We start from the raw sequence: 20,920 nt of genomic DNA on the forward strand, positions 1-20,920 counted from the left end.
CGAGATCACCCCCAGTCCTCTTCCCAGAGGGAGAGGGGAGTTGGGAAGCAATGGGATGGAAATGTTTCATTTCGTTTCATTCTTATTTAAAATGACTGTGGGCGTGGGTGCAGTGTTCTAGTTTGAATCGAAATGACCATAAGGCAGACATAACTGAGTGCTACGGGCAGGTTTTTTCTGAGAGGATTTCAGCAATGGCCGCAGCCACCCGCTCTTGTTGACAGGTGGTCAACTCAGGAAAACACGGCAAAGACAACACCTGAGCCGCACATAGCTCGGCATTGGGCAGATCCCCCCGCCGGTAGCCCAGCCCTCGGTACACCGGCTGCAGCGGCAATGGCAGAGGATAGTAAACCCGACTGCCAATGCCCCGCTCCTTCAGACCCTGCTGCAAATAGTCCCGCCGCCGCCCATCCGTCGCCTCAGAACCCACCACCCGCACCGTGTACTGGTGCCACACCGAGTTCCCCCCCACCCCCACCTGGGGCAACATCAAGCCCGGGATCCCTTGCAGCAAGCGGTGGTAACACTCCGCAATCCCCTGCCGCCGCCAGTTCCACTCCCGCAGATAAGGCAACTTCACCGAGAGAATCACCGCCTGCAGCGCATCCAAACGGCTGTTGAGACCCAAATGCTCGTGGTGGTACGGACGGGTCTGCCCATGCTCCCTGAGAGCCCGCACCCGCCTGGCCAGTTGGGGATCCCGCGTCACCACCGCCCCCCCATCCCCAGCCGCACCCAGATTCTTGGTGGGAAAAAAGCTGAAGCAGCCCACCTCTCCCCACGTGCCCACCGGCCTGCCCCCCCAGCAGGCCCCCACCGCCTGGGCACAATCTTCCACCACCGCCAAGCCGTGCCGCCGGGCAATAGCCAGAATCTGGGTCATGTTGGCCGCCTGCCCAAACAAATGCACCACCACCACCGCCTTGGTGCGGCAGGAGATGCTCCTTTCCAGCAGCTGCGGATCCAGGTTAAAGGTGCACGGATCCACATCCACAAACACCGGACGCGCCCCCACCCGGCTGATGGCGGCAGCCGAGGCAAAAAAACTAAAGGCACTGGTGAGCACCTCATCCCCCGCCTGGATGCCCAAAGCCTGCAAAGCCAACACCAAGGCATCGGTGCCGGAATTGCAGCCGACGGCCTCCAGGGGGCCACCCCCCAAAAACTGGGCAAACTGCTCCTCAAAGCGCTGCACCGCCGCCCCGCCGATGTACTGGCCAGAGGCCAGCAGCGCTTCCAGCTGCGGCTGCAACAGCCCGGCCAAAGCGCGGTACTGCCCCGTCAAATCCAGCAGCGGAATCGGCTCCTCCGTCATGGTGCTGCCTTTGGAGAAGGTGGCGGCCACAGCCCATCATCGCGGATGAGAGCCTGTGTACACAACGCTCTGGGCCAGAAGGGTTCTGGGGTTTGTCTTCCGCGGGTCGAGCTGGCCCTGAATCTATCCACCCAATCTGAGATAGAGTAAGCGGGGATCCCCTAGGCTGGATACAGCTTTCTACAGGATGCTTTATGCAGGCGGTTTCTCCAGCAGCTAAAGCCCCTTTGGCACCTCGGATTCTGGCTTTGGTGCCGGGCGGGATTGGTGACCAGATTTTGTTTTTCCCCGCCCTGGCCAGTTTGCGGCAGCGCTTCCCGGAGGCGGAGCTGGAGGTGGTTGTGGAGCCGCGGGCAGCAGGGGCTTATGAGGTTTGCCCTTCGGTGAGTCGGGTGCTGACTTTTCCGTTCAAAGAACAGCTGTCGTTGGGGGATCTCAGCGACCTGCTGGGGCGGATTCGCGAGCGGCAGTATGACGGGGTGCTGAGCCTGGGCCGAAGCTTGGGGGTGAAGCTGTTGTTGTGGCTGACCGGCATTCCCAAGCGAGTGGGCTATGCGCCGCCGGGGCCGGGGCGACCTTGGCTGACCGACCCGGTGCCCCTGAAGCCGGCCCAGTATGCGGCCCAGATGTACCACGACCTGGTGCAGGGGTTTGGCATTGCTGCGCCGGCGGGGTTGCCCCAGATTCGTCTGAAAAAAGCAGACCTGGAGTGGGCAGAGCAGGAACGCAAGCGCCTTTTGGGGGATGCCGCCCAAGATTATGTGCTGTTGCATCCGGGGGCCAGCCAGCTGTCGCAGGAGAAGGGAATTCAGAAGATCTATCCCTCTGCCAACTGGGTCAAGGTCATCAAGGGTTTTCGGGAGCAGCGGCCGGAGCTGCCGTTGGTGCTGGTGGTGGGGCCAGAGGATGAGCAGCTGGCGGAGGGCTTTCTGGCGCAACTGCCGGAGCTGCCGGTGAGCCGTCCTGTCCGGCTGGGGCAGCTGGCGGCCTTGATTGGTGGGGCAACGCTGCTGTTGTGCGCCGATAGCGCTCCCATGCATTTGGCGGTGGCGGTGCAGACGCCGCTGGTGGCGTTGTTTGGGCCCACCGACCCGCTGCGGTTGCTGCCTTCAGAGGGGCCGTTTCGGGCGGTCAAGGGGGCCGATGGGAAGGTGGAGTCGATTGCCCCCGAGCAAATTCTGCAGGTGATCTTTCCGGCCTAGAGCCAAGGTTTTCGTGGCAGCAACCCAGTCCAGTTTCTCTGCAGGCGGACCGAGAAGCCTTCTAGCCTGGGAGATGTGTCCCTGTCTGCTTTTAGCCGGCGGGAGAGCTTGCTTTGTCACCTTGGCTCTCCTAGGCTTGCTGGCGAGCGACCGTAAGGCAGTCAGCATTGCTGTTGACCGGGGGAACTTCTGCCCTCTTGGGGGAAAGGGGCTGGGGAAGTAGGGGATTCTCATGCGGACGAAGGGACTTGAACCCTTACGCCTTGCGGCACTAGATCCTAAGTCTAGCGCGTCTGCCGTTCCGCCACGTCACTCTCACCCATGCTAGCTCGCCCTCTGGGCCAGGGCGACCTGTAGGGCAGCAGTCTCAGCATCATCGTCATCTCGAATCGGAATCCCGCTCCAAGTCGCGAAAAAGAGGTGTGCTCAGGTAGCGTTCCCCAAAACTAGGCTGGATCATTACAATCCGCTTGCCAGCGTTTTCCGGTCGCCGCCCCACCTGGATGGCTCCCGCCAAGGCAGCCCCAGTGGAAATGCCGGAGAGGATCCCTTCTTCTTTGGCCAGGCGCCGGCTGTAGACCATGCTCTCTTCATCTTCCACTGGGATCACCTCATCCAGCAGGTCGCGCCGCAGCACATCAGGCACGAATCCCGCTCCGATCCCTTCAATGCGATGAAAGCCGGGCCGTCCACCACTCAAGACGGCACTGGCCTTGGGTTCAACGGCCACCAGTCGAATGGCTGGGTTTTTCCCCTTCAAAAACTCGCCCGCCCCCGTGATGGTGCCGCCGGTACCTACCCCTGCCACCAGGATATCCACTTGACCATCGGTATCTTCCCAAATTTCCGGGCCGGTGGTTCTGGCATGGATCCGGGGGTTGGCGGGATTGGTGAACTGGCCCAACATGTAAGCGTTGGGAGTGCGGCGGACGATCTCTTCAGCCTTCCAGATGGCTTCCCCCATGCCGCCGGCGCTACTGGCCAGGTGCACCTCTGCTCCGTAGGCTTTCAACAGCAGTCGCCGCTCCAGGCTCATGCTCTCAGGCATGACGATGATGAGCCGGTAACCCTTGGCAGCAGCGGCCATGGCCAGGCCAATGCCGGTATTGCCAGAGGTGGGCTCCACCAAGATGGTCTTGCCGGGGGTGATCAAACCGGCCTGTTCGGCAGCCTCGATCATGCTGACGGCAATGCGGTCTTTCACCGAAGCGGCAGGGTTAAAGCTCTCCAATTTCACCACGATCTCGGCCAGGCACCCCTCCGATTGCGGGATCCGATTCAACCGCACTAGCGGGGTGCGACCGATGAGCTGGGTGATGTTGGCGGCGATTTTCATGGCTAACAAAAAGGAAGAAACCATCGCGGCAGTGGGCCCTAGCCCTTAACTCCGGAGCAACCGAGGGCCTTACGCGAGGCTAACCCTTGAATAAGCTCCTTGGCGTGCCCCTTTCAAGATCTCACTGCCCTTGGCCCAGCATTAAGGGGGATCCCTGCATTCCTTGAAGTTTTGAGAGGGAGGGCTACAAAACCCCTCCTGAAAATGAATTAGAGTGAGATCACACCGGAAGGACGAGTCCATTATGCACCTGAGTGACATCACTCATCCCAACCAGCTCCGAAACCTGAACCTGAGCCAGTTGCGCAGCCTAGCCCGCCAGATTCGCGACAAACATCTGCAGACGGCTGCCAATTCCCCGGTCGGCTGTCATCTGGGGCCAGGGCTGGGGGTGGTGGAGCTGACCTTGGCCCTCTACAAGACCCTCGATCTGGATCGAGACAAGGTGATCTGGGATGTGGGGCACCAGGCTTATGCCCACAAAATGCTCACCGGCAGGTACCACAATTTCCACACATTGCGCCAGAAGGGGGGGATTTCCGGCTACCTGAAGCGCAGCGAGAGCCGCTTCGATCACTTTGGGGCGGGGCACGCTTCCACCAGCATCTCGGCAGCTTTGGGCATGGCCATCGCTCGGGATCGGCGGGGAGACAACTTCAAGGTGGTGGCCATCATTGGGGATGGTGCCCTGACCGGAGGCATGGCCTATGAAGCCATCAACCACGCCGGGCACCTGCCCAAGACCAACCTGATGGTGGTGCTCAACGACAACGGCATGTCTATTTCCCCCAATGTGGGGGCGATCCCTCGCTATTTAAACCGCCTGCGCCTCAGCCCGCCGGTGCAGTTTTTGGCCGACAGCCTAGAAGAGCAACTGAAGAACCTGCCCCTACTGGGATCCAGCCTCAGCCCGGAAATTGACCGCCTCAAGGAAACGGTGAAGCTGGTTACCGCCGTGCAAAACAACAAGGCAGGCATCATCTTTGAGGAGCTGGGCTTTACCTACGTGGGGCCGGTGGACGGGCACAACCTGGCGGAGTTGTTGGATGCCTTTGAGTTGGCCCACGGCATCTCCGGCCCGGTGCTGGTGCATGTAGCTACCGTCAAAGGCAAGGGCTACCCGCCTGCCGAAGCGGAACAGGTGGGGTATCATGCCCAATCCCGCTTCGACCTGGCCACCGGCAAGCCCTACCCGCCCACCAAGCCCAAGCCCCCCAGCTACAGCAAGGTCTTTGGCCATGCCCTCTGCAAGCTGGCCGAGCGGGATCCCCGCATCATCGGCATCACCGCCGCTATGGATACGGGCACTGGCCTGGATAAGCTCAAGGAAAAGCTGCCGGATCAGTTTGTGGATGTGGGGATCGCCGAGCAGCACGCTGTAACGTTGGCGGCTGGCATGGCCTGTGAGGGAATGCGGCCAGTGGTGGCCATTTATTCCACCTTCTTGCAGCGGGCCTACGACCAGATCATCCACGATGTCTGTATCCAAAAGTTGCCGGTCTTCTTTTGCTTGGATCGGGCGGGAGTTGTAGGAGCCGATGGCCCCACCCACCAAGGCATGTACGACATCGCCTATCTGCGCTGCATTCCGGAAATGGTGCTAATGGCTCCCAAAGATGAAGCGGAGCTACAGCGCATGGTGGTGACCGGGATCCAGTACACCCAGGGCCCCATCGCCATGCGTTACCCGCGCGGATCGGGTGTAGGGGTGCCTCTGGCAGAAGAGGGGTGGGAACCCCTGCCCATCGGCAAAGCCGAGGTGTTGCGCAGCGGCGGCGAGGTGCTGATCCTGGCCTATGGGTCGATGGTGCATCCCAGCCTGCAGGCGGCGGAGATCTTGAAAGAACACGGCATCTCAGCCACAGTGGTCAATGCCCGCTTCGCCAAGCCTTTGGATACCGAGCTGATCCTGCCTTTGGCCGAACAGAGCCGCTTGGTGGTGACGGTGGAAGAAGGTTGCCTCATGGGTGGGTTTGGCTCGGCAGTGGCCGAAGCCCTGCTCGACGCCGACCTGGCAGTGCCCTTGTTGCGCTTGGGGGTGCCGGATGTGTGGGTGGAGCACGCCACCCCCGAGGAATCCTTGGCAGAACTAGGCTTGAACAGTGCCGGGATTGCCGAGCGGATTCGGGCCAAGTTTCAGGCACGAGTTCTCAAGGGATCCCCTGCAGAACTTCCCACTGTCAATTCCTAAATCTATCCTGAATCTATTCTGAGAGGCCCATCCGCCGGTTGAACTGCTCGATAGCGGCTTGCTGCAGAGCTTCTGCAACAGGGCGGGTGCGCAGGAGGATCTGCACATCTCGCAGCAGGTTTTCTCGCCACAGGTTCTCCCGCAACACCTGCAGGCGGGCGTAGTTGGGATCCAAGCGCATGGCCTTTGCCCCCAGTTCCTCAGCCCGTTCGGTTTCTCCCCGAATGTAGAGGGCAGTCGCCAGGGCCAAATAGGGCTCTGCTACGGCATTGTTCATCTCTATCGTGCGTTCCCAGCGATCGATGGCGGCGTCGAGATCCCCCTGCTCATAGTCCACCAAGCCCATGTTGTTCATGGCCGGCCAGTAGGCGGGATCCAACTGCAAGGTCTTCTCATATTCCTGCCGGGCCGCATCCCACCGATCCAGCATGAGGTAGGCATTGCCCAGTTGGAAGCGAGCGTTGGGGTTATCCGGTTGCAGGGCCACAGCTCGTTCCAGGGTTTCAGCAGCGGCAAAGTAGCTGCCCTGCCGCAAATAAGCCGATCCCAGCGAGTAGAGAACAGCCCCATCTTGAGGAGACAGGGCGCGGGCCTTCTGCAACGAGGCAATCGCCTGCTCCAAGTCCCCCAGTTCTAGGTGGACGTTGCCCAAAACATAGAGCAGCTCTGAGGAGTTGGGCACCATGGCCACGGCCAGTTGCAGGCGGCGCAGCGCTTCTTCCGTTTGACCAAACTGGGCCAGCCGCAGCGAGTCGGTGGCCAGTTGTAGCGCTTGGGCCTGCATCAAGCCCCCATTGGGCAGAGGGACGTGCAGCAACACCTGGGCCTGGGCAGAGCTCCACCCTCCCATCCCCAACACAACTGCCAGGCCCACCGACAAGGCTCGCCAGGGCCGGACGGATAACCGGAACAACAGTGGCGGCATGATACCCACGCAATAAACAGGCCATGCCCATGTTAGCTGCAACAGCCGGGGATCCCTACGTCTTGGTGTTCTCTTCTGCAGCGGCCATTTGAAAGGGCTCTTGAGCTGCTCATGCTCTTCTGCCTGTTGCTGAGGGTGCCCCGGCTTACACAGAGGTGGATAGGCCATGGTTTACCAGCCGAGAGCAGCCAAATCAGAGGCGCCGCCACCGCCGCCCCGATTGGGTGAGCAGATCTTCGGCAGCCTTTGGCCCCCAAGTGCCGGCCTCATAGGTGAACAGAGGCGGTGCAGCACCGCCGCCATTGCCGCTGCCGGGCTCAGACTCCCAGGCCGATAACACCGGCGTCACCACCCGCCAGGCCGCTTCAACCTCATCGGCACGGGTAAACAGCGTTGGATCCCCCAGCAGACAATCCAGGAGCAGGCGATCGTAAGCATCCGGTGTACTCGCTCCAAAGGCAGTCCCATAGCGGAAATCCATATCCACCGAGCGGGTGCGGATCTCTGGCCCCGGCATCTTGGCCTCAAAGCGCAACGAGATGCCCTCATTGGGTTGGATACGCAGCACCAGGATATTGGGGCTCACCTCCCGAGCTGCCGATTGGAACAGGGAAAGGGGCACCTGCTTAAAGTGAATGGCCACCTCCGAAACCTTCTTGGGCAGGCGTTTCCCAGTGCGCAAGTAGAAGGGCACCCCCTTCCACCGCCAAGTATCACACTCCAGTTTCAGAGCGACGTAGGTGGGGGTTTTGGACTGGGGATTGACATTGGGCTCCTGCCGATAGCCCAGCACCGGCTTGCCGGCAATCCAGCCAGGGCCGTACTGCGCCCGCACCGCTGCGGCTGCCACATTGCGGGGATCCGCTAGGCGGGTGGCCTGCAGCACCTTGGTTTTTTCGTTACGCACCCCATCGCTGCGCAGTGAGACAGGTGGCTCCATGGCCGTCAGGCAATAGATCTGCATTAGGTGGTTTTGCACCATGTCTCGCAGGGCGCCGGCAGTGTCGTAGTAGCCGGCCCGATCCTCCACCCCCACCGTCTCCGCCACGGTGATCTGCACATGGTCGATGTAGTTGCGGTTCCAGAGAGGCTCGAAAATGGCGTTGGCAAAGCGGAAGACCAGCAGGTTTTGCACCGTCTCTTTGCCCAAGTAGTGATCAATGCGGTAGATCTGCTCTTCCTGGCAAATTCGCTGCACAAGGCGGTTGAGTTCCTGGGCCGAGGTGAGGTCGTGGCCAAAGGGCTTTTCGATCACCACCCGCGTTTTGGTCGGATCGGCCACCATGCCAGCTGCCCCCAGCTGTTGGATGGCCTGGGCATAGAAGTCCGGCGCCACCGCCAGATAGAACACTCGGTTGCCGCGGGTGCCCCGCTCTTCGTCCAGCTGGCTGAGCAGCTGCTTTAGGCGCAGATAGCTCTCAGCATCTCCGATATCGAGGCGGCAATAGAACAGGCGGCTGGCGAAGTCCTGCCAGAGGGCCTCCGGCCCCAAGTCCTGGGGGGCAAACTCCTGCACGGCAGCCCGCATCTTTTCCCGATAAACCTCGTGAGTCCAATCGCGGCGGGCCACCCCCACCAAAGTAAACTCCGGCGGCAGCCGCCGCTGCCCAAACAGCCGATAGTAGGCCGGGAGCAGCTTGCGGGCGGCCAGATCCCCAGAAGCGCCAAACTGCACCACAATGCAGGGATCCGGGGTGCGTTCTTGGTTGAGACCAACGCGAAGGGGGTTTTCTGCCAGGGTTACCATAGGCCAGCTTGGCTCAAAGAGAAGGATTGGGAAGAACCTAGGGCACCAGAGAACCCTCTAGGCAGCGCAGCACTTCTTCCACGTTCTCGCGGCTGCCGATGATAAGGGGCACCCGTTGGTGGAGAGATTGGGGGACGATGTCTAGGATGGCCTCGGTGCCAGTGGTGGCCGCCCCGCCCGCCTGCTCGGCCAGAAAAGCCAGGGGGTTGGCCTCGTACATCAGGCGCAGCTTGCCCTCCGGTTTTTTCTGGGTGCCGGGATAGAGGTAAACTCCGCCCTGCAGGAGAATGCGGTGAAAATCCGCCACCAGAGCGCCGCTGTAACGGGAGATGTAGCCATCGCGGCGGTGAACATACCGGACATAGTTCTGGATCCCTTCGCTCCACTGGCAAAAATAGCCCTCGTTGAGGCTGTAGACGGAGCCGCGTTCAGGAATGCGGATGTCGCTGCGGGAGAGGATAAATTCCCCCAAGCTGGGATCCAACGTAAAACCGTGTACCCCCTTGCCGACGGAATAGACCAATTGGGTGCTGGGGCCGTAGAGAATATATCCTGCAGCCAGTTGGCGACGGCCCGGTTGCAGCAGGTCTTGGTTGTCCGCTTCCGGGCGATCCTCAAGAGGGTGAAGGACGGAGAAGATAGAGCCGACGCTGAGGTTGGCGTCAATGTTGGAGGATCCATCCAGGGGATCGATCATCAGGGCCAGGCGGCTGAGGGAGCAGTTTTCCGGCAGGCGAGCCGGGGTTTTCATCTCTTCCGAGACCAGCCGACACACCAGGCCCGTTTGCTCCAAAGCGCGAATGAAGGCCCGGTTGGCATAGTCATCCATCTGTTGCTGTTCTTCCCCTTGGACATTGAGGCTGCCGGTAACCCCCAGCGCCCCTTCGATCAGTCCTGCCTGACTCAGCCGCCGGGCGATCATCTTGCCGGCCAGGGCAATGCGGTTCATCAGGGCGCTGAAGTCTTGGGCCTCTGCCGTAAAACTGCCAAACTGCTGTAAAACATGACGGGAGAGGGTGAGCACATCCCGCAACATCTCCCGTGAGGACTCCGTCCCGCTAACGCGGTCGGCACTGCTGGGCACTGCAGGCGAGGGGAGAGGAGAGCTGAGAACCATACGAGGCTTCGCCAACACGAAAGAAAAACACCCATACAAGGGATCCCCGACCCCTGCGTCTTGACCCGGAGTGCAAGGACTCGGTCTTGCCAGGGCGATTGGAACCTGGGATCCCTTCTATTAGGTAGGCTGGCCGATCCTCGGCGCAGGTGCAGACAACTTACAGAGTTGCTTCAGATTTGGTTTGGATCCCTCTTTCCGGGAAAGCTCATGTTCCCCCGAAGAAACGCGGTAGGATGAGTTCTACCCCTTTTCTCCTCTCCCTACTTCGTCCCGGTTTCCTCTTGCAATGATGGCCAATTCCCCTTTCCCGCTGCGCAGCCAAGTGGTTACCCAGGGAGTACAGCGCTCCCCCAACCGCGCCATGCTCAGGGCCGTAGGCTTTCGCGACGAAGACTTCGGCAAGCCCATTGTCGGCATTGCCAACGCCCACAGCACCCTCACCCCCTGCAACATGGGGATCCAAACTCTGGCGGAGCGGGCGGAGGCGGCTTTGAGAACGGCGGGCTGTATGCCCCAGGTGTTCGGCACCATCACCATTAGCGACGGCATCTCGATGGGCACGGAGGGGATGAAATACTCCCTGGTGTCGCGGGAAGTGATTGCCGATTCCATCGAGACGGTGGTCAACGGCCAGAGCATGGATGGCCTCTTGGCCATTGGCGGCTGCGACAAGAACATGCCGGGGGCGATGATCGCCATGGCCCGCCTCAATGTGCCCTCCATCTTCGTCTACGGCGGCACCATCAAGCCGGGTCACTACAATGGCCGCGACCTCACCATCGTCAGCGCCTTTGAAGCGGTGGGGGAGTTCAGTGCCGGGCGCATCTCCGAGGAAGAGCTGCTGGCGGTGGAGCGCCATGCCTGTCCCGGTGCCGGATCCTGCGGCGGCATGTACACGGCCAACACCATGTCCAGCGCGTTTGAGGCTATGGGGATGAGTCTGCCCTACTCCTCCACCATGGCTGCAGAAGACGAAGAGAAAGCCGAAAGTGCCGCCCAATCGGCCAAGGTCTTGGCAGAGGCCATCAAAGCCAACATCCGCCCCCGCGACATCATCACCCGTAAAAGCATTGAAAATGCCATCTCGGTGATCATGGCCGTAGGGGGATCCACCAACGCCGTGCTCCACTTTCTGGCCATTGCCCATGCGGCAGAAGTGCCCCTGACGCTAGATGATTTCGAGACCATTCGTGCTCGCGTGCCTGTCCTCTGCGATCTCAAGCCTTCAGGGCGGTTTGTGGCCACCGACCTGCACCGGGCCGGTGGGATCCCCCAGGTGATGAAAATGCTGCTCAACCACGGCCTGCTGCACGGGGACTGCCTCACCATCTCCGGCCAGACCATCGTCGAAGTCCTGCGGGATGTGCCGGACGAGCCTAGCCCGGATCAGGAGGTGATCCGCCCTTGGCACAGCCCCCTGTATCCCCAAGGGCATCTGGCCATCCTCAAGGGGAATCTGGCTCCCGAAGGAGCAGTAGCCAAGATTACCGGCGTCAAGAACCCGCAAATTACCGGGCCGGCGCGGGTCTTCGATTCAGAGGAGTCCTGCCTGCAGGCCATCCTCTCCGGCCAGATCCGAGCAGGGGATGTGGTGGTGATCCGCTACGAAGGCCCCAAAGGTGGCCCCGGCATGCGGGAGATGCTCTCGCCCACTTCGGCCATCATCGGCGCCGGCTTGGGGGATAGCGTTGGCCTGATCACCGATGGCCGCTTCTCCGGCGGCACCTACGGCATGGTAGTGGGCCATGTGGCTCCCGAAGCCTATGTGGGGGGCACGATTGCCCTGGTGGAGGAAGGGGATCTCATCACCATTGATGCCCCGGCTCGCCAGTTGCACTTGCATGTGAGCGAAGAAGAGCTGGCCCGCCGCCGCGCCCGCTGGTCTCCTCCTGAGCCTCGCTACAAACGGGGCACCCTAGCCAAGTACGCCAAGCTGGTCTCCAGCAGCAGCCTGGGGGCAGTGACGGATTTAAACCTGTGGGATTAATTTCCCTCACCCCCGGCTCGTCTCCCAGAGGGAGAATTGGTACTTGAGAGATAGCTCCAGATTCCTGACCCTGCAGGGATCAGCCTTGCTGGGTTAAGTGCAAGAAAGCGGCAGAGATGAAGGATCCCTGCCGCTGGGTTTTATGGGCTGACGGCCTCAGAGACAACTAGGTACCGATGATCCCGCCGTCATTTTTGGTGATCACCACCACCGCCGAGCGGGGGTAGAGATTGGGGTCGTAGTCTGGCCAGCGAGAATTGACCTTGCCGGCAGCAAAGTCGTCCTCGCTGGTGCTGGCGCCTGGGTGCTGCACGTTGATGAACATGGTGCGCTGATCGGGAGTGGTGACCACACCGGTGATCTCTTGCCCAATTGGCCCGGTCAAGAAGCGGCGAATTTCCCCTGTATCCGGATCGGCAGCCAACATTTGGTTGTTGCCAAAAGGCGCAAACTCCTCTTTGTTGAGATTGCTGTCGCTGGTGTCGGTCTGGATCCAGAGGCGACGGCTGGCATCGAACCACAGACCATCGGGAGAGTTGAAGATGTTGTCTTCATTGAGGGGCTGGCCCGATAGCTTGCGGCTATCTTCCGGCGGCCCGGCCAAGACAAAGAGATCCCACTCGAAACGGGTGGCTTGAGGCCGGTCGTTGGCTTCCTTCCAACGGATGATGTGACCCCACTTGTTTTTGGGACGGGGGTTGGCAGCGTTCACCTGGTCTTGTTCCCGACGGCTGTTGTTGGTCAGGGTGAAGTAGACCATGCGGGTTTGCGGATCCACCGCTCCCCACTCAGGCCGGTCCATTTTAGTAGCACCGACAAAATCCGCCGCCGTGCGGGTATTCACCAACACGTCTGCTTGGCTGGTGAAGCCGTTTTCCGGGGTTAGACCGTTTTTCCCAAACACCAGCGGCAGCCACTCCCCTGTGCCATCTTCGTTGAACTTGGCCACATACAAGGTGCCATTGTCCAACAGATGTCCGCCCGCCGTTTCCTTGCGGTAGGGCTCGGCAGAGACGTACTTATAGATGTACTCAAAGCGGGCATCGTCCCCCATGTAGGCCACAATCGGCTGGCCTTCCACCGGCGGCTGGAACACCACGCCTTCGTGGGCGAAGCGGCCCAGAGCGGTGCGCTTCTTGGGAGTGCTGCTGGGATCAAAGGGATCGATCTCCACCACCCAGCCAAAAGTGTTGGGCTCATTGCGGTAGTCTTGGGTGGCATCCGCAGCGGTGGGGGTGGCATTGAAGCGGATGAACTCGTCCGCCTTGTTGCTGGCCAGCTCCCAGCCGTAGCGGGAAGTCTCGGTGCTTACGCCGTAGCGCTTGTGCTCCCGGGGCAGGTTGGGCTTTTGGTCGGGGCCTTTGCTGGTGTTGCTGAAGTAGCCAGCCCAGTTCTCCTCACAGGTGAGGTAGGTATTCCAGGGAGTGACGCCGTGGGCGCAGTTGTTCAAAGTACCCCGGGTCATTGTGCCTTCAGGGCTGAACTTGGTTTTCACGAAGTCGGATCCCCGCACTGGCCCTTGGATCTCCATGAGGGTAAGACCGGTGATGCGGCGGTTGAGGCGATCCCGCACCACTTCCCAACTGCCGTCTCCCTGCTGCTTGATGTGGACAATGCTCACCCCGTGGCCATTCAGCTCTTTCAGCACCTGGTCGGGATCGCGGCTGCCGTCAGGATTGGTGGGATACAAGTCGGAATCCAGCTTTTGGCCCACAGCCGCAGCATGCATAAACCGAGGCTCGACGTACTCGTGGTTAAACACCAGCAAACCCTCGGTGGAGCTGCCCTGCCAGGGATCCTTCCCTTCGATGGGGAAGAAGTGCATGCCATCGTGGTGGCTGCCCACCTGCATTCCCTGCTCGGCACCGGTGTTTTCCAGCTTGAACTGTGGATAGGTGCCGGTGATGGGAGTACCCCAAGCCAGCAGCGGACGGGCAGTGTAGCCTTCGGGCACCACCAGTTTGTCTTCCGCGCTCACAGGAATTGCCTTGAAGCCCAGCAAAGCACTGCCACTGGCGGCTTTTGCCGATTTGGAAGCACCGTTCAGCGCAGGCAAGCCAAAAAAGGTGGCCACCGCCGCAGCAATTCCCCCCTGCAACACTTGACGCCGCTGCAAACGGCTCTCCAGGATGCTGCTGAAAGTGGGGTTGGGAGAGTGGTTACACATAGGCTCGTCTCCAGGACGAAGCTTAGGGCCATGCGAATGGATACTCACGTTGACTTCTCCTCTTGTCTTGACAAGTTTTGTTTAGAAACTTGGCGAGTCTTATAAAACAGCACCTAACCCCTGCGCTACTCTATTCGCGCATGAGGATAGGCACTACAGAGTTAGTGGCTTGAAGTTAAGAGAAGACTAAGCTCAGATTAAGCCTTGCAAGTGTAAACAATTTCTTTAGATTGAAGCAGCAGTTTCTTAATCATTTGTTGCAACGAGAAGAAGACTTGGTTTAAGTCAATTAGATCAAGTGCCAATAAAGTAGTCTGCAGTCCTTAGAATTGCGATTCTTATGCGATTCTTAGAGGTCTTTTCGTAACCTAGAGAACAAATACACCCCATCTTGGTGGTACAGAAGCTGGAATTGAGTTTCCTTCTGTAAAGCTTCAATCAGGACACGGGAGAACTCTGGAGTGCTGCGCCACCCCGGATGACGGGTGTTGAGCAACACATAATCAAAGGGATCCCACTGAGAGGGCGGGGATCCATTGAAGCGGCCCTCGTCTGTAAAGTAGATTACAGGTCGCTGGGTGAGGTGAGGGCTGATCTCGTGGGTGGTGAGGACGCCCCCTTGGGTGGTGATCTGGGCAAGAGCCTGTCGGGTTGCCTGCCAAGTGTCCAGGGAGCTGAGATAAATCGAGCCGAAAAAGGTGTATTTCCCCAAGGCCAAAAAGGCCAGCGAAGACCAGATCAGGGGCAGTTTTCCATCTTTTATAAAATGGCTCTGCAAGGGATGGTTTTTCACATTCTCGATGACGGCCAAGAACAAGAAAGGAACGATAGGCAAAGCGTATTGATGTACCAGATCCCGATAGGCGGGGTTGCTGGAGAGTATATTCAAACCCAGGGTAGGCAGGGCAGGGATCCAGGGATCCCAATGCCGCCAAGAGAGACCCCAAGCCAAAGGCACGACCAACAAAACTCCATAAAGCAGGGTGTCCAGGGAGAAGACTTTGCTCAAAACCAGCATCGGTCTCAAGATTAAACCTTGAACAATTTCCGCAACAGAATTCCCTAGATAGTCGTAATGAGAAACGGCTGCCGGCTCGCTGCCGCTGAAGTGAGGAATGACCCCAAAAGTGGCTATCCCAAACCAAGCTGATCCTGCCGCAATTGCCGTCCAGCCGCCCACTTGGCAGCGCTGTTGCCAGCGTTCTTGAATTCGTCCTTTTTCCCAAAACAACAGCCAGACTCCCAGAGCAACAACATTGAGAGATAACACCGCCTTACAGCCAAGAATGCCGCTCAAACAGAGAAGGAACCCCCTCAATTTTCCAGAGCGAATGCAGAGCACAGCCGCCAAGAAAAGGGGAACGGCCAAAACCTCTGGATGAAAATCAAAAAGGTTGGCGTTAAAAATGGCCGGATAGAGAAGATAGGCTGTGGCAATCACCATCACTTGGCTGGGATCGACCTTGGCCTGAAGTGCAAGGTGATAAATAGCCAATGCTCCCAAGGTTAACGCCAGGGATTGGAGCCCAAACAGCCAATAGACCGAGGGGACAATGCGGTACAAAAAGCTGATGGGATAGAGAATAAAGGCTGCGTGGTCTCCCAAGATGTGGATCCCTCGAATGGTCGAAAACGGGACCTCTCCCCGACTGATTAGATAGATGGATTGGTCGAAGATGCCAAGATCATATCCTCCAGACTGAAACAGGTGATGCCGGACAACACTACAGCCAAAGAGAATGAAGAAATTAAAAATCATGATTGCCAGCAGAAGTGGAGGCAGAGGACGATCCTTCATAAGAACTAGGGCTTTTGATTTATAGATTTTGGCAAGGTAACTTTATCGCTTTTCTCAGCCTTGCGTGACATCCTAGCGAGATCTGGATTCGGCAGAGGCTCCGCCGCAATTCTGGACATTTCTCTTTCCTCGGGAGTAAGAGGAATGGCTCAAGCTTGTTGGAGATAACGATACAGATGAGTTAGGACTGGTTACGACAAGAGGGTGTGATTTGGCCCAAGATGGCAGCATGTCTTGCCCCAGTTGCTTCCGGTAAATTGTTGGTCTTACCTTGCCAGGTTTTATAGGCCAATACCGCGAAGGCAAGGGCCTCTTTGGCCTTAGAAGGGATCCCCACTTGGTCGGAAGTCAACAGGGTTGTGGTCGGCAGTTGTTCCTGCAGCAGTCGCATAAGGACAGGGTTTTGGGTGCCGCCACCGCTGAGGATAACTTGATCTGGGGTCGCGGGCAAAAAGTCCCTATAGGCTTGGGCAATGGAGCAGGCTGTGAACCCCGTGAGGGTGGCAATACAGTCGTGAGCGGATATAAATTGGGTCCAAATTTGCTCCAAATAAAGGGATCCAAAATACTCCCGACCAGTGGTTTTGGGCGGTGCCTTTTGAAAATAGGGATCCCGCATCCATTCTGTAATTTTTTCCCAGTGGATCTGGCCTTGGGCAGCCCATTTTCCGTCGCGATCAAAGGCTTGATGTCCCTGACTGGCCCGCATCACCGCCAAATCAATCAAAACATTGCCGGGGCCGGTGTCGAAAGCCAAGGGGGATCCCCCACTGTAGAGGCTGGGGAGATAGGTGAGGTTGGCAATGCCGCCGATGTTTTGGGCCACACGATGAAGGTGGGGATGCCTCAACAGCAGCCAATCCACAAAAGCTACCAAAGGTGCGCCTTGACCTCCTGCCGCCATGTCCCGCGCCCGAAAATTGCTCACCACCGGGATCCCGGTCAGCTCGGCAATAACTGCAGCTTCACCGATTTGCAAAGTCGAAGCTTCTGGCCCACTGGGGTTATGCCAAAGGGTTTGACCATGGCTGCCGATGAGATCGATCTGTTGGGGGGTAAGATGGGCCGCCTGGATCCCTTGCAAGGCCGCTGCCGCAAAAGCTCGACCCAAGCGAAAGTTCAAGGTGCAGATGTGATCTACCGTGCCGGTTTTGGGATCCGCAGCCCGCAAAATCTCCGCCCGCAGCGTTGGGGAATAGGGGATCGTCTGGAAATGCATTAACTCCCACTGTAGGGAATCGTCGCCCTCGATGCGGACGATGGCTACATCGATCCCGTCTACCGAAGTGCCCGACATTAGGCCGACGACGATCATCTTGCTGGGGGCTCGCACCAGAGGCTTGAGAAGGTCTAAAGTTTTGCCCTCTTTCTCCCCTCCCCTTTTTAGGATACAGGCAGGGTATCCAGAGCTACCGTGTGGGGGACTATGAGTGAAGCCATCCGCTACGACCTTCTTTTGGTGGGGGGAAGCTCCTCCAACTTGATCTTGGCCCACCGCCTTTTGGATCTGGCCAAGCTCTCTGGGCTGAAAATCTCTATTGCCATTTTGGAAAAAGCCCGCCAATTCGGCGGTCACATCGTCAGTGGCGCCATCTGCAACCTCCAAGTGATCGCCAAGCTCTTCCCCGATTTTGAAAGCCAAGGATTTCCCCACGAAGGCCGGGTGGAAGCCAATCACTTGAGCGTGTTGGGATCCCAACAGCGCTGGGATCTGCCGGAAGCGGTGATCCCGCCGGGATTTCGCAAGCAGGGACAGTTCATTCTCACCCTCAGCCACGTCATCCGTTGGCTGGCCGAAACCCTGCAGGAAAAAGCCAAAGGGATCCCAAATGTTACCCTCGATGTGTTCCCCGGCTTTGCCGCCCATGAAATCCTCTACGAGGGGGAGCGGGTGATCGGGGTACGGGCAAGCGATTCTGGCCAAGTGTACGAAGATTGCATCTTTGCCGAACTCACCTGCTTTGGCGACAAAGGCTTCATTTCCAAAGATCTCATCGAGAAGTTTCAACTGCGCCCCAACCCGCAATTGTGGTCGGTGGGGGTCAAAGAGGTGTGGCAGATCCCCCAGTCCCTGCAGGGGCAGGTGTGGCATACCTTGGGCTACCCGGTTTTGGATGGTAGCTTCAGCGGCGGCTTCGTCTATGGCCTTAAGGAAAACCGCCTGGCTTTGGGTCTGATCATCGGCCTCGACAGCAAAAACCCCAACCTCAACCCCCAGCAACGTCTGCAGGAGTTCAAGGCTCACCCCTGGATCCAGTCCCTAATTGCTGGCGGCAGGTTGCTCAAGTACGGGGCTGCCGTGATTCCCGAAGGGGGCTACCACAGCCTGCCCACCCGGTTTGGCGTTGAGGGAGCCCTGCTGTTGGGGGATGCGCTGGGGGTGTTGGATGTGGGCAGCTTGGCCGGGGTGGATAATGCCATGGAAACCGGCTATCTGGCGGCGGGCCTCATTCACGATGGCTTCTTGAAAGGGGATCTGCGCATCCAAGCCGACTATCAAAAGGCGGTGATGGAAAGTGCAGTGGGGCAAAACCTCTACCGCAGTCGCTATTTCCGCGAGGCTTTTTTGGAAAACTCCCGCCTGCTGGAAGAATACTTACCTCAGGTGTGCCGCAGCGTCGATGCCGGCCACCCCTGGCTGGGATCCCTGCGCTGGGGCCTGCAGGATCCCGTTCGCCGCGGACGAGAAACTCTGCGCGCCTACACCCTGCTCACCGGGCGGGTCAGCCCCAGCGAGCCACCCCCGCGCAGCTATGTGGCCCCCCACGCTGCCATTCAAGCGGATTTTGTGGCCCCCACAACCTTGGCTCCCCAGGAATTGGCCTCTCGACCGGGCTATTTCTCGCGGCCCGATGCGGTTTTTTTCGCGGATCCCCGCTACCCCGAGGGTAACCGTCACATCCTGGAGTTCGACGCCGAAACCTGCCGCCGGTGCATCGCCACCTACGACAAGCTGAATCGCCCCACCCCCTGCGTTGCCGACTGCACAGCAGAGGTACACCACATCCGCGACCAAAATGGCATCCGCTCCCATGCCATGTCTTTGGAAAACTGCATCCAGTGCCGCACCTGCGAGATCATCTGTCCCCACTTAAACTTGCGGGTCAACCCCAGCTACGAGGGATCCGGGCCGGATTTCTATGGGCTGTAGCCGTTGCTGAGGTTAACTCAGTTCGCTGCAGCTCGCCTGATCCTGGGGATCTAGCAATTATCCAAAGCAGAATGGATCTGGCCATCTTGGCCGGCGATCCCAGGGATCCAAGCAACCTTGGAAATTGGCTAGGTTGGGTTAGGGCTTGTTGGAGATCTTTTGTCGGTGAGCGATTCTTTGGATGTCCAGGCTCCTCTGCCCGCCATTTTGGCCGATCTGCAAAAAGCCCTGGGATCCCTGGGGTTGGGTTATCTCCAGGTACAAGCGCGGCTTTCCGGCCACCGCCTGTTGCTGCGCCTAGAGGGGGATCCCTTGCCTGAGCCGGATGCTTTGCTGGGGAGCCTCTCGCCGGCCTTGGAGCAAATGGCGCTGACCCACAGGCAGCGTCAGGTGGAGCTGTTTGGCTTTCTGGCCAATGAAGGGATCCCGGAATGGCACTGCGAGTGGCGCTACCAGCCCCAGCCCAACCCCAACAGCCCTCTGTATCGCGCTCAGCGGGGGGATGAGGTGGCCATCCAGCAGGTGTTCAATTACCTGTTGCGTCCGGAAGGGATCCAAGCACGGGTTCATTTCCATCCCAAACTGGGCCTCCTGCAGGTGAACTTGCAGGCGGCAGAAGCCCCGGATCCGGATTGGGCTAGGGATTTTCTGCGGCGAGCCTTGACCCGTCTGGAATGGACTTTCTTGCAAAGGCTGCGGCTTTCCGGGCAAAAACTGGGCTCCTTTTTCCCGGCCTGGAGCCAGGAGTTCGATCTCAAACAGCCCGCCTTTTGGCAGTCCCCGCAGGTGCCCTTGACCGGGCGATCCCCCATCTCAGAGAGAGAAATCTCTCCGCTGGATAAGCCGCCACCCCCTTCTCCTGCCTCCCAGACTGAATCTCCGGGTGTCAGTTGACGGAGGAGATAGTAAGTAGCCGAGCGTTTGCAGCCGCTGGCTGAGCGTATTCTGAAGGACAGTGCTCGTTGGGGTTGGCCATGCGGGTTGTTTTTTTCGGCACGCCAGAGTTTGCCCTGCCTTCGCTGCAGATCCTGTTGCAGCCGCAGTCCCCCTTTGAAGTGGTGGGATTGGTCTGCCAGCCGGATCGGCCCCAGGGACGGGGACAAAAGGTGCTTCCCCCCCCTACCAAGGTTCTCGCCCAGGCCCACGGGATCCCGGTGTGGCAGCCTGTCCGCCTGCGGCGGGATCCCCAAGTGCTGGCGGCTCTGGAGGCGCTGGCTGCCGATGTGTTTGTGGTGGTGGCCTACGGCCAGATCTTGCCCCTGACGGTGTTGCAGATGCCCAAGCTGGGCTGTGTGAATGTGCATGGATCCCTCCTGCCCGCCTATCGTGGCGCTGCCCCCATCCAGTGGGCTATTGCCAACGGCGAAACCGAGACCGGCGTAACCACGATGCTCATGGATGAGGGAATGGATACGGGGGCCATCCTGCTCCAGGCCAAGCTACCCATTGGGCCAGAGCAAACCAGCCTAGAATTGGCACCCCAACTGGCTCAACTGGGGGCAGAACTCTTGGTGGAAACGCTCTTGAAATTGGAGAAAGGGGAACTCACCCCTATTCCTCAGGATGGATCCCGGGCAACCTACGCCCCTCTGCTCAAAAAACAAGACTTTCACCTCGACTGGCAGCGCCCTGCCCAGGCCTTGCACAACCAAATCCGCGCCTTTTCCCCCAACTGTTTCACCGGTATAGAGGGACAGCGGATAAAGATTGTCCGCTCCGCCTCTCCCCAACTGCACTCGCCACCCCCTGAAATCCCCCAGGGCAGTCCCGGAGAAGTGGTGGGGTTGGCCAGAGGAGAAGGGATCTACGTAGCCACAGGAGAGGGATCCCTGTTGATCCGGCGGGCGCAACTGCCTGGCAAAAAAGAACAGTCCGCTTGGGACCTGGTCAATGGCGGCCAGCTCAAGGTGGGGATGCGCTTTGAGCCGCTGCCCAATTCTTGAGAGCCCACACACAGGGATCCCTTGGGCGTGGTCAA

General features: G+C 59.2%; 14 protein-coding genes. 6 read left to right on the top strand and 8 right to left on the bottom strand.

Features of this window, described 5'->3' with window-relative positions:
• Positions 1-160: 160 nt before the first annotated feature.
• The gene (locus CYB_RS09425) at positions 161-1,318 is read right to left on the bottom strand and encodes a DegT/DnrJ/EryC1/StrS family aminotransferase (protein ID WP_011433567.1); all 1,158 of its coding nucleotides are present in this window, start codon (positions 1,316-1,318) and stop codon (positions 161-163) included.
• 194 nt (positions 1,319-1,512) lie between these two features.
• On the opposite strand from CYB_RS09425, the gene CYB_RS09430 reads away from it, so the two are divergent.
• Positions 1,513-2,520 (top strand): glycosyltransferase family 9 protein, encoded by a 1,008-nt coding sequence (locus tag CYB_RS09430; protein WP_011433568.1) that lies wholly within the window; start codon positions 1,513-1,515, stop codon positions 2,518-2,520.
• 379 nt (positions 2,521-2,899) lie between these two features.
• Here CYB_RS09430 and cysK read toward each other — a convergent pair whose 3' ends face one another.
• Positions 2,900-3,856, bottom strand: a complete 957-nt coding sequence (gene cysK, locus CYB_RS09440; protein WP_011433569.1) for a cysteine synthase A — start codon at positions 3,854-3,856, stop codon at positions 2,900-2,902.
• 244 nt (positions 3,857-4,100) lie between these two features.
• Here cysK and dxs point away from each other — a divergent pair, with 244 nt between their 5' ends.
• Positions 4,101-6,047 (top strand): 1-deoxy-D-xylulose-5-phosphate synthase, encoded by a 1,947-nt coding sequence (gene dxs, locus CYB_RS09445; RefSeq protein ID WP_011433570.1) that lies wholly within the window; start codon positions 4,101-4,103, stop codon positions 6,045-6,047.
• Positions 6,048-6,060: 13 nt separating this feature from the next.
• Here dxs and CYB_RS09450 read toward each other — a convergent pair whose 3' ends face one another.
• The 3 genes from CYB_RS09450 to fbp all read right to left on the bottom strand — a co-directional run bounded on the left by CYB_RS09450 (position 6,061) and on the right by fbp (position 9,755).
• Entirely contained in the window at positions 6,061-6,972 is a 912-nt protein-coding gene (locus CYB_RS09450; protein ID WP_041436622.1) for a tetratricopeptide repeat protein, read from the bottom strand.
• Between the two features lie 193 nt (positions 6,973-7,165).
• The gene (gene zwf, locus CYB_RS09455) at positions 7,166-8,719 is read right to left on the bottom strand and encodes a glucose-6-phosphate dehydrogenase (protein WP_011433572.1); all 1,554 of its coding nucleotides are present in this window, start codon (positions 8,717-8,719) and stop codon (positions 7,166-7,168) included.
• A 37-nt stretch (positions 8,720-8,756) separates the two neighbouring features.
• Positions 8,757-9,755, bottom strand: a complete 999-nt coding sequence (gene fbp, locus CYB_RS09460) for a class 1 fructose-bisphosphatase (protein WP_011433573.1) — start codon at positions 9,753-9,755, stop codon at positions 8,757-8,759.
• Positions 9,756-10,128: 373 nt separating this feature from the next.
• Here fbp and ilvD point away from each other — a divergent pair, with 373 nt between their 5' ends.
• Entirely contained in the window at positions 10,129-11,826 is a 1,698-nt protein-coding gene (ilvD, locus tag CYB_RS09465; protein WP_011433574.1) for a dihydroxy-acid dehydratase, read from the top strand.
• Between the two features lie 166 nt (positions 11,827-11,992).
• Here the strand turns inward: ilvD and CYB_RS09470 are convergent, their stop codons facing one another.
• The 3 genes from CYB_RS09470 to CYB_RS09480 form a co-directional block, all read right to left on the bottom strand.
• The gene (locus CYB_RS09470) at positions 11,993-13,993 is read right to left on the bottom strand and encodes a PhoX family protein (protein ID WP_238376747.1); all 2,001 of its coding nucleotides are present in this window, start codon (positions 13,991-13,993) and stop codon (positions 11,993-11,995) included.
• A 349-nt stretch (positions 13,994-14,342) separates the two neighbouring features.
• Positions 14,343-15,791: a DUF2079 domain-containing protein gene (locus CYB_RS09475; RefSeq protein ID WP_011433576.1), complete on the bottom strand. Its 1,449-nt coding sequence runs from the start codon at positions 15,789-15,791 to the stop codon at positions 14,343-14,345.
• Positions 15,792-15,972: 181 nt separating this feature from the next.
• Positions 15,973-17,124 carry an anhydro-N-acetylmuramic acid kinase gene (locus tag CYB_RS09480; protein ID WP_238376748.1) on the bottom strand — a complete coding sequence of 384 codons (1,152 nt, stop codon included), beginning with the start codon at positions 17,122-17,124 and terminating at the stop codon, positions 15,973-15,975.
• Positions 17,125-17,217: 93 nt separating this feature from the next.
• On the opposite strand from CYB_RS09480, the gene CYB_RS09485 reads away from it, so the two are divergent.
• The 3 genes from CYB_RS09485 to fmt all read left to right on the top strand — a co-directional run bounded on the left by CYB_RS09485 (position 17,218) and on the right by fmt (position 20,885).
• Positions 17,218-18,942, top strand: coding sequence for a 4Fe-4S dicluster domain-containing protein (locus CYB_RS09485; RefSeq protein ID WP_011433578.1), 1,725 nt, complete (start codon positions 17,218-17,220; stop codon positions 18,940-18,942).
• Positions 18,943-19,107: 165 nt separating this feature from the next.
• Entirely contained in the window at positions 19,108-19,836 is a 729-nt protein-coding gene (locus tag CYB_RS09490) for a hypothetical protein (protein WP_011433579.1), read from the top strand.
• Between the two features lie 80 nt (positions 19,837-19,916).
• Positions 19,917-20,885 carry a methionyl-tRNA formyltransferase gene (gene fmt, locus CYB_RS09495; RefSeq protein ID WP_011433580.1) on the top strand — a complete coding sequence of 323 codons (969 nt, stop codon included), beginning with the start codon at positions 19,917-19,919 and terminating at the stop codon, positions 20,883-20,885.
• Positions 20,886-20,920: the final 35 nt, after the last annotated feature.

It is taken from the genome of Synechococcus sp. JA-2-3B'a(2-13) (assembly GCF_000013225.1).
Taxonomy (GTDB): domain Bacteria; phylum Cyanobacteriota; class Cyanobacteriia; order Thermostichales; family Thermostichaceae; genus Thermostichus.

What these genes read in the sequence shown, in the direction of transcription:
- CYB_RS09425 (WP_011433567.1), bottom strand. Translation starts at nt 1,318, where the DNA reads ATGACGGAGGAGCCGATTCCGCTGCTGGATTTGACGGGGCAGTACCGC.
- CYB_RS09430 (WP_011433568.1), top strand. Translation starts at nt 1,513, where the DNA reads ATGCAGGCGGTTTCTCCAGCAGCTAAAGCCCCTTTGGCACCTCGGATT.
- cysK (WP_011433569.1), bottom strand. Translation starts at nt 3,856, where the DNA reads ATGAAAATCGCCGCCAACATCACCCAGCTCATCGGTCGCACCCCGCTA.
- dxs (WP_011433570.1), top strand. Translation starts at nt 4,101, where the DNA reads ATGCACCTGAGTGACATCACTCATCCCAACCAGCTCCGAAACCTGAAC.
- CYB_RS09450 (WP_041436622.1), bottom strand. Translation starts at nt 6,972, where the DNA reads ATGCCGCCACTGTTGTTCCGGTTATCCGTCCGGCCCTGGCGAGCCTTG.
- zwf (WP_011433572.1), bottom strand. Translation starts at nt 8,719, where the DNA reads ATGGTAACCCTGGCAGAAAACCCCCTTCGCGTTGGTCTCAACCAAGAA.
- fbp (WP_011433573.1), bottom strand. Translation starts at nt 9,755, where the DNA reads ATGTTGCGGGATGTGCTCACCCTCTCCCGTCATGTTTTACAGCAGTTT.
- ilvD (WP_011433574.1), top strand. Translation starts at nt 10,129, where the DNA reads ATGGCCAATTCCCCTTTCCCGCTGCGCAGCCAAGTGGTTACCCAGGGA.
- CYB_RS09470 (WP_238376747.1), bottom strand. Translation starts at nt 13,993, where the DNA reads ATGTGTAACCACTCTCCCAACCCCACTTTCAGCAGCATCCTGGAGAGC.
- CYB_RS09475 (WP_011433576.1), bottom strand. Translation starts at nt 15,791, where the DNA reads ATGAAGGATCGTCCTCTGCCTCCACTTCTGCTGGCAATCATGATTTTT.
- CYB_RS09485 (WP_011433578.1), top strand. Translation starts at nt 17,218, where the DNA reads ATGAGTGAAGCCATCCGCTACGACCTTCTTTTGGTGGGGGGAAGCTCC.
- fmt (WP_011433580.1), top strand. Translation starts at nt 19,917, where the DNA reads ATGCGGGTTGTTTTTTTCGGCACGCCAGAGTTTGCCCTGCCTTCGCTG.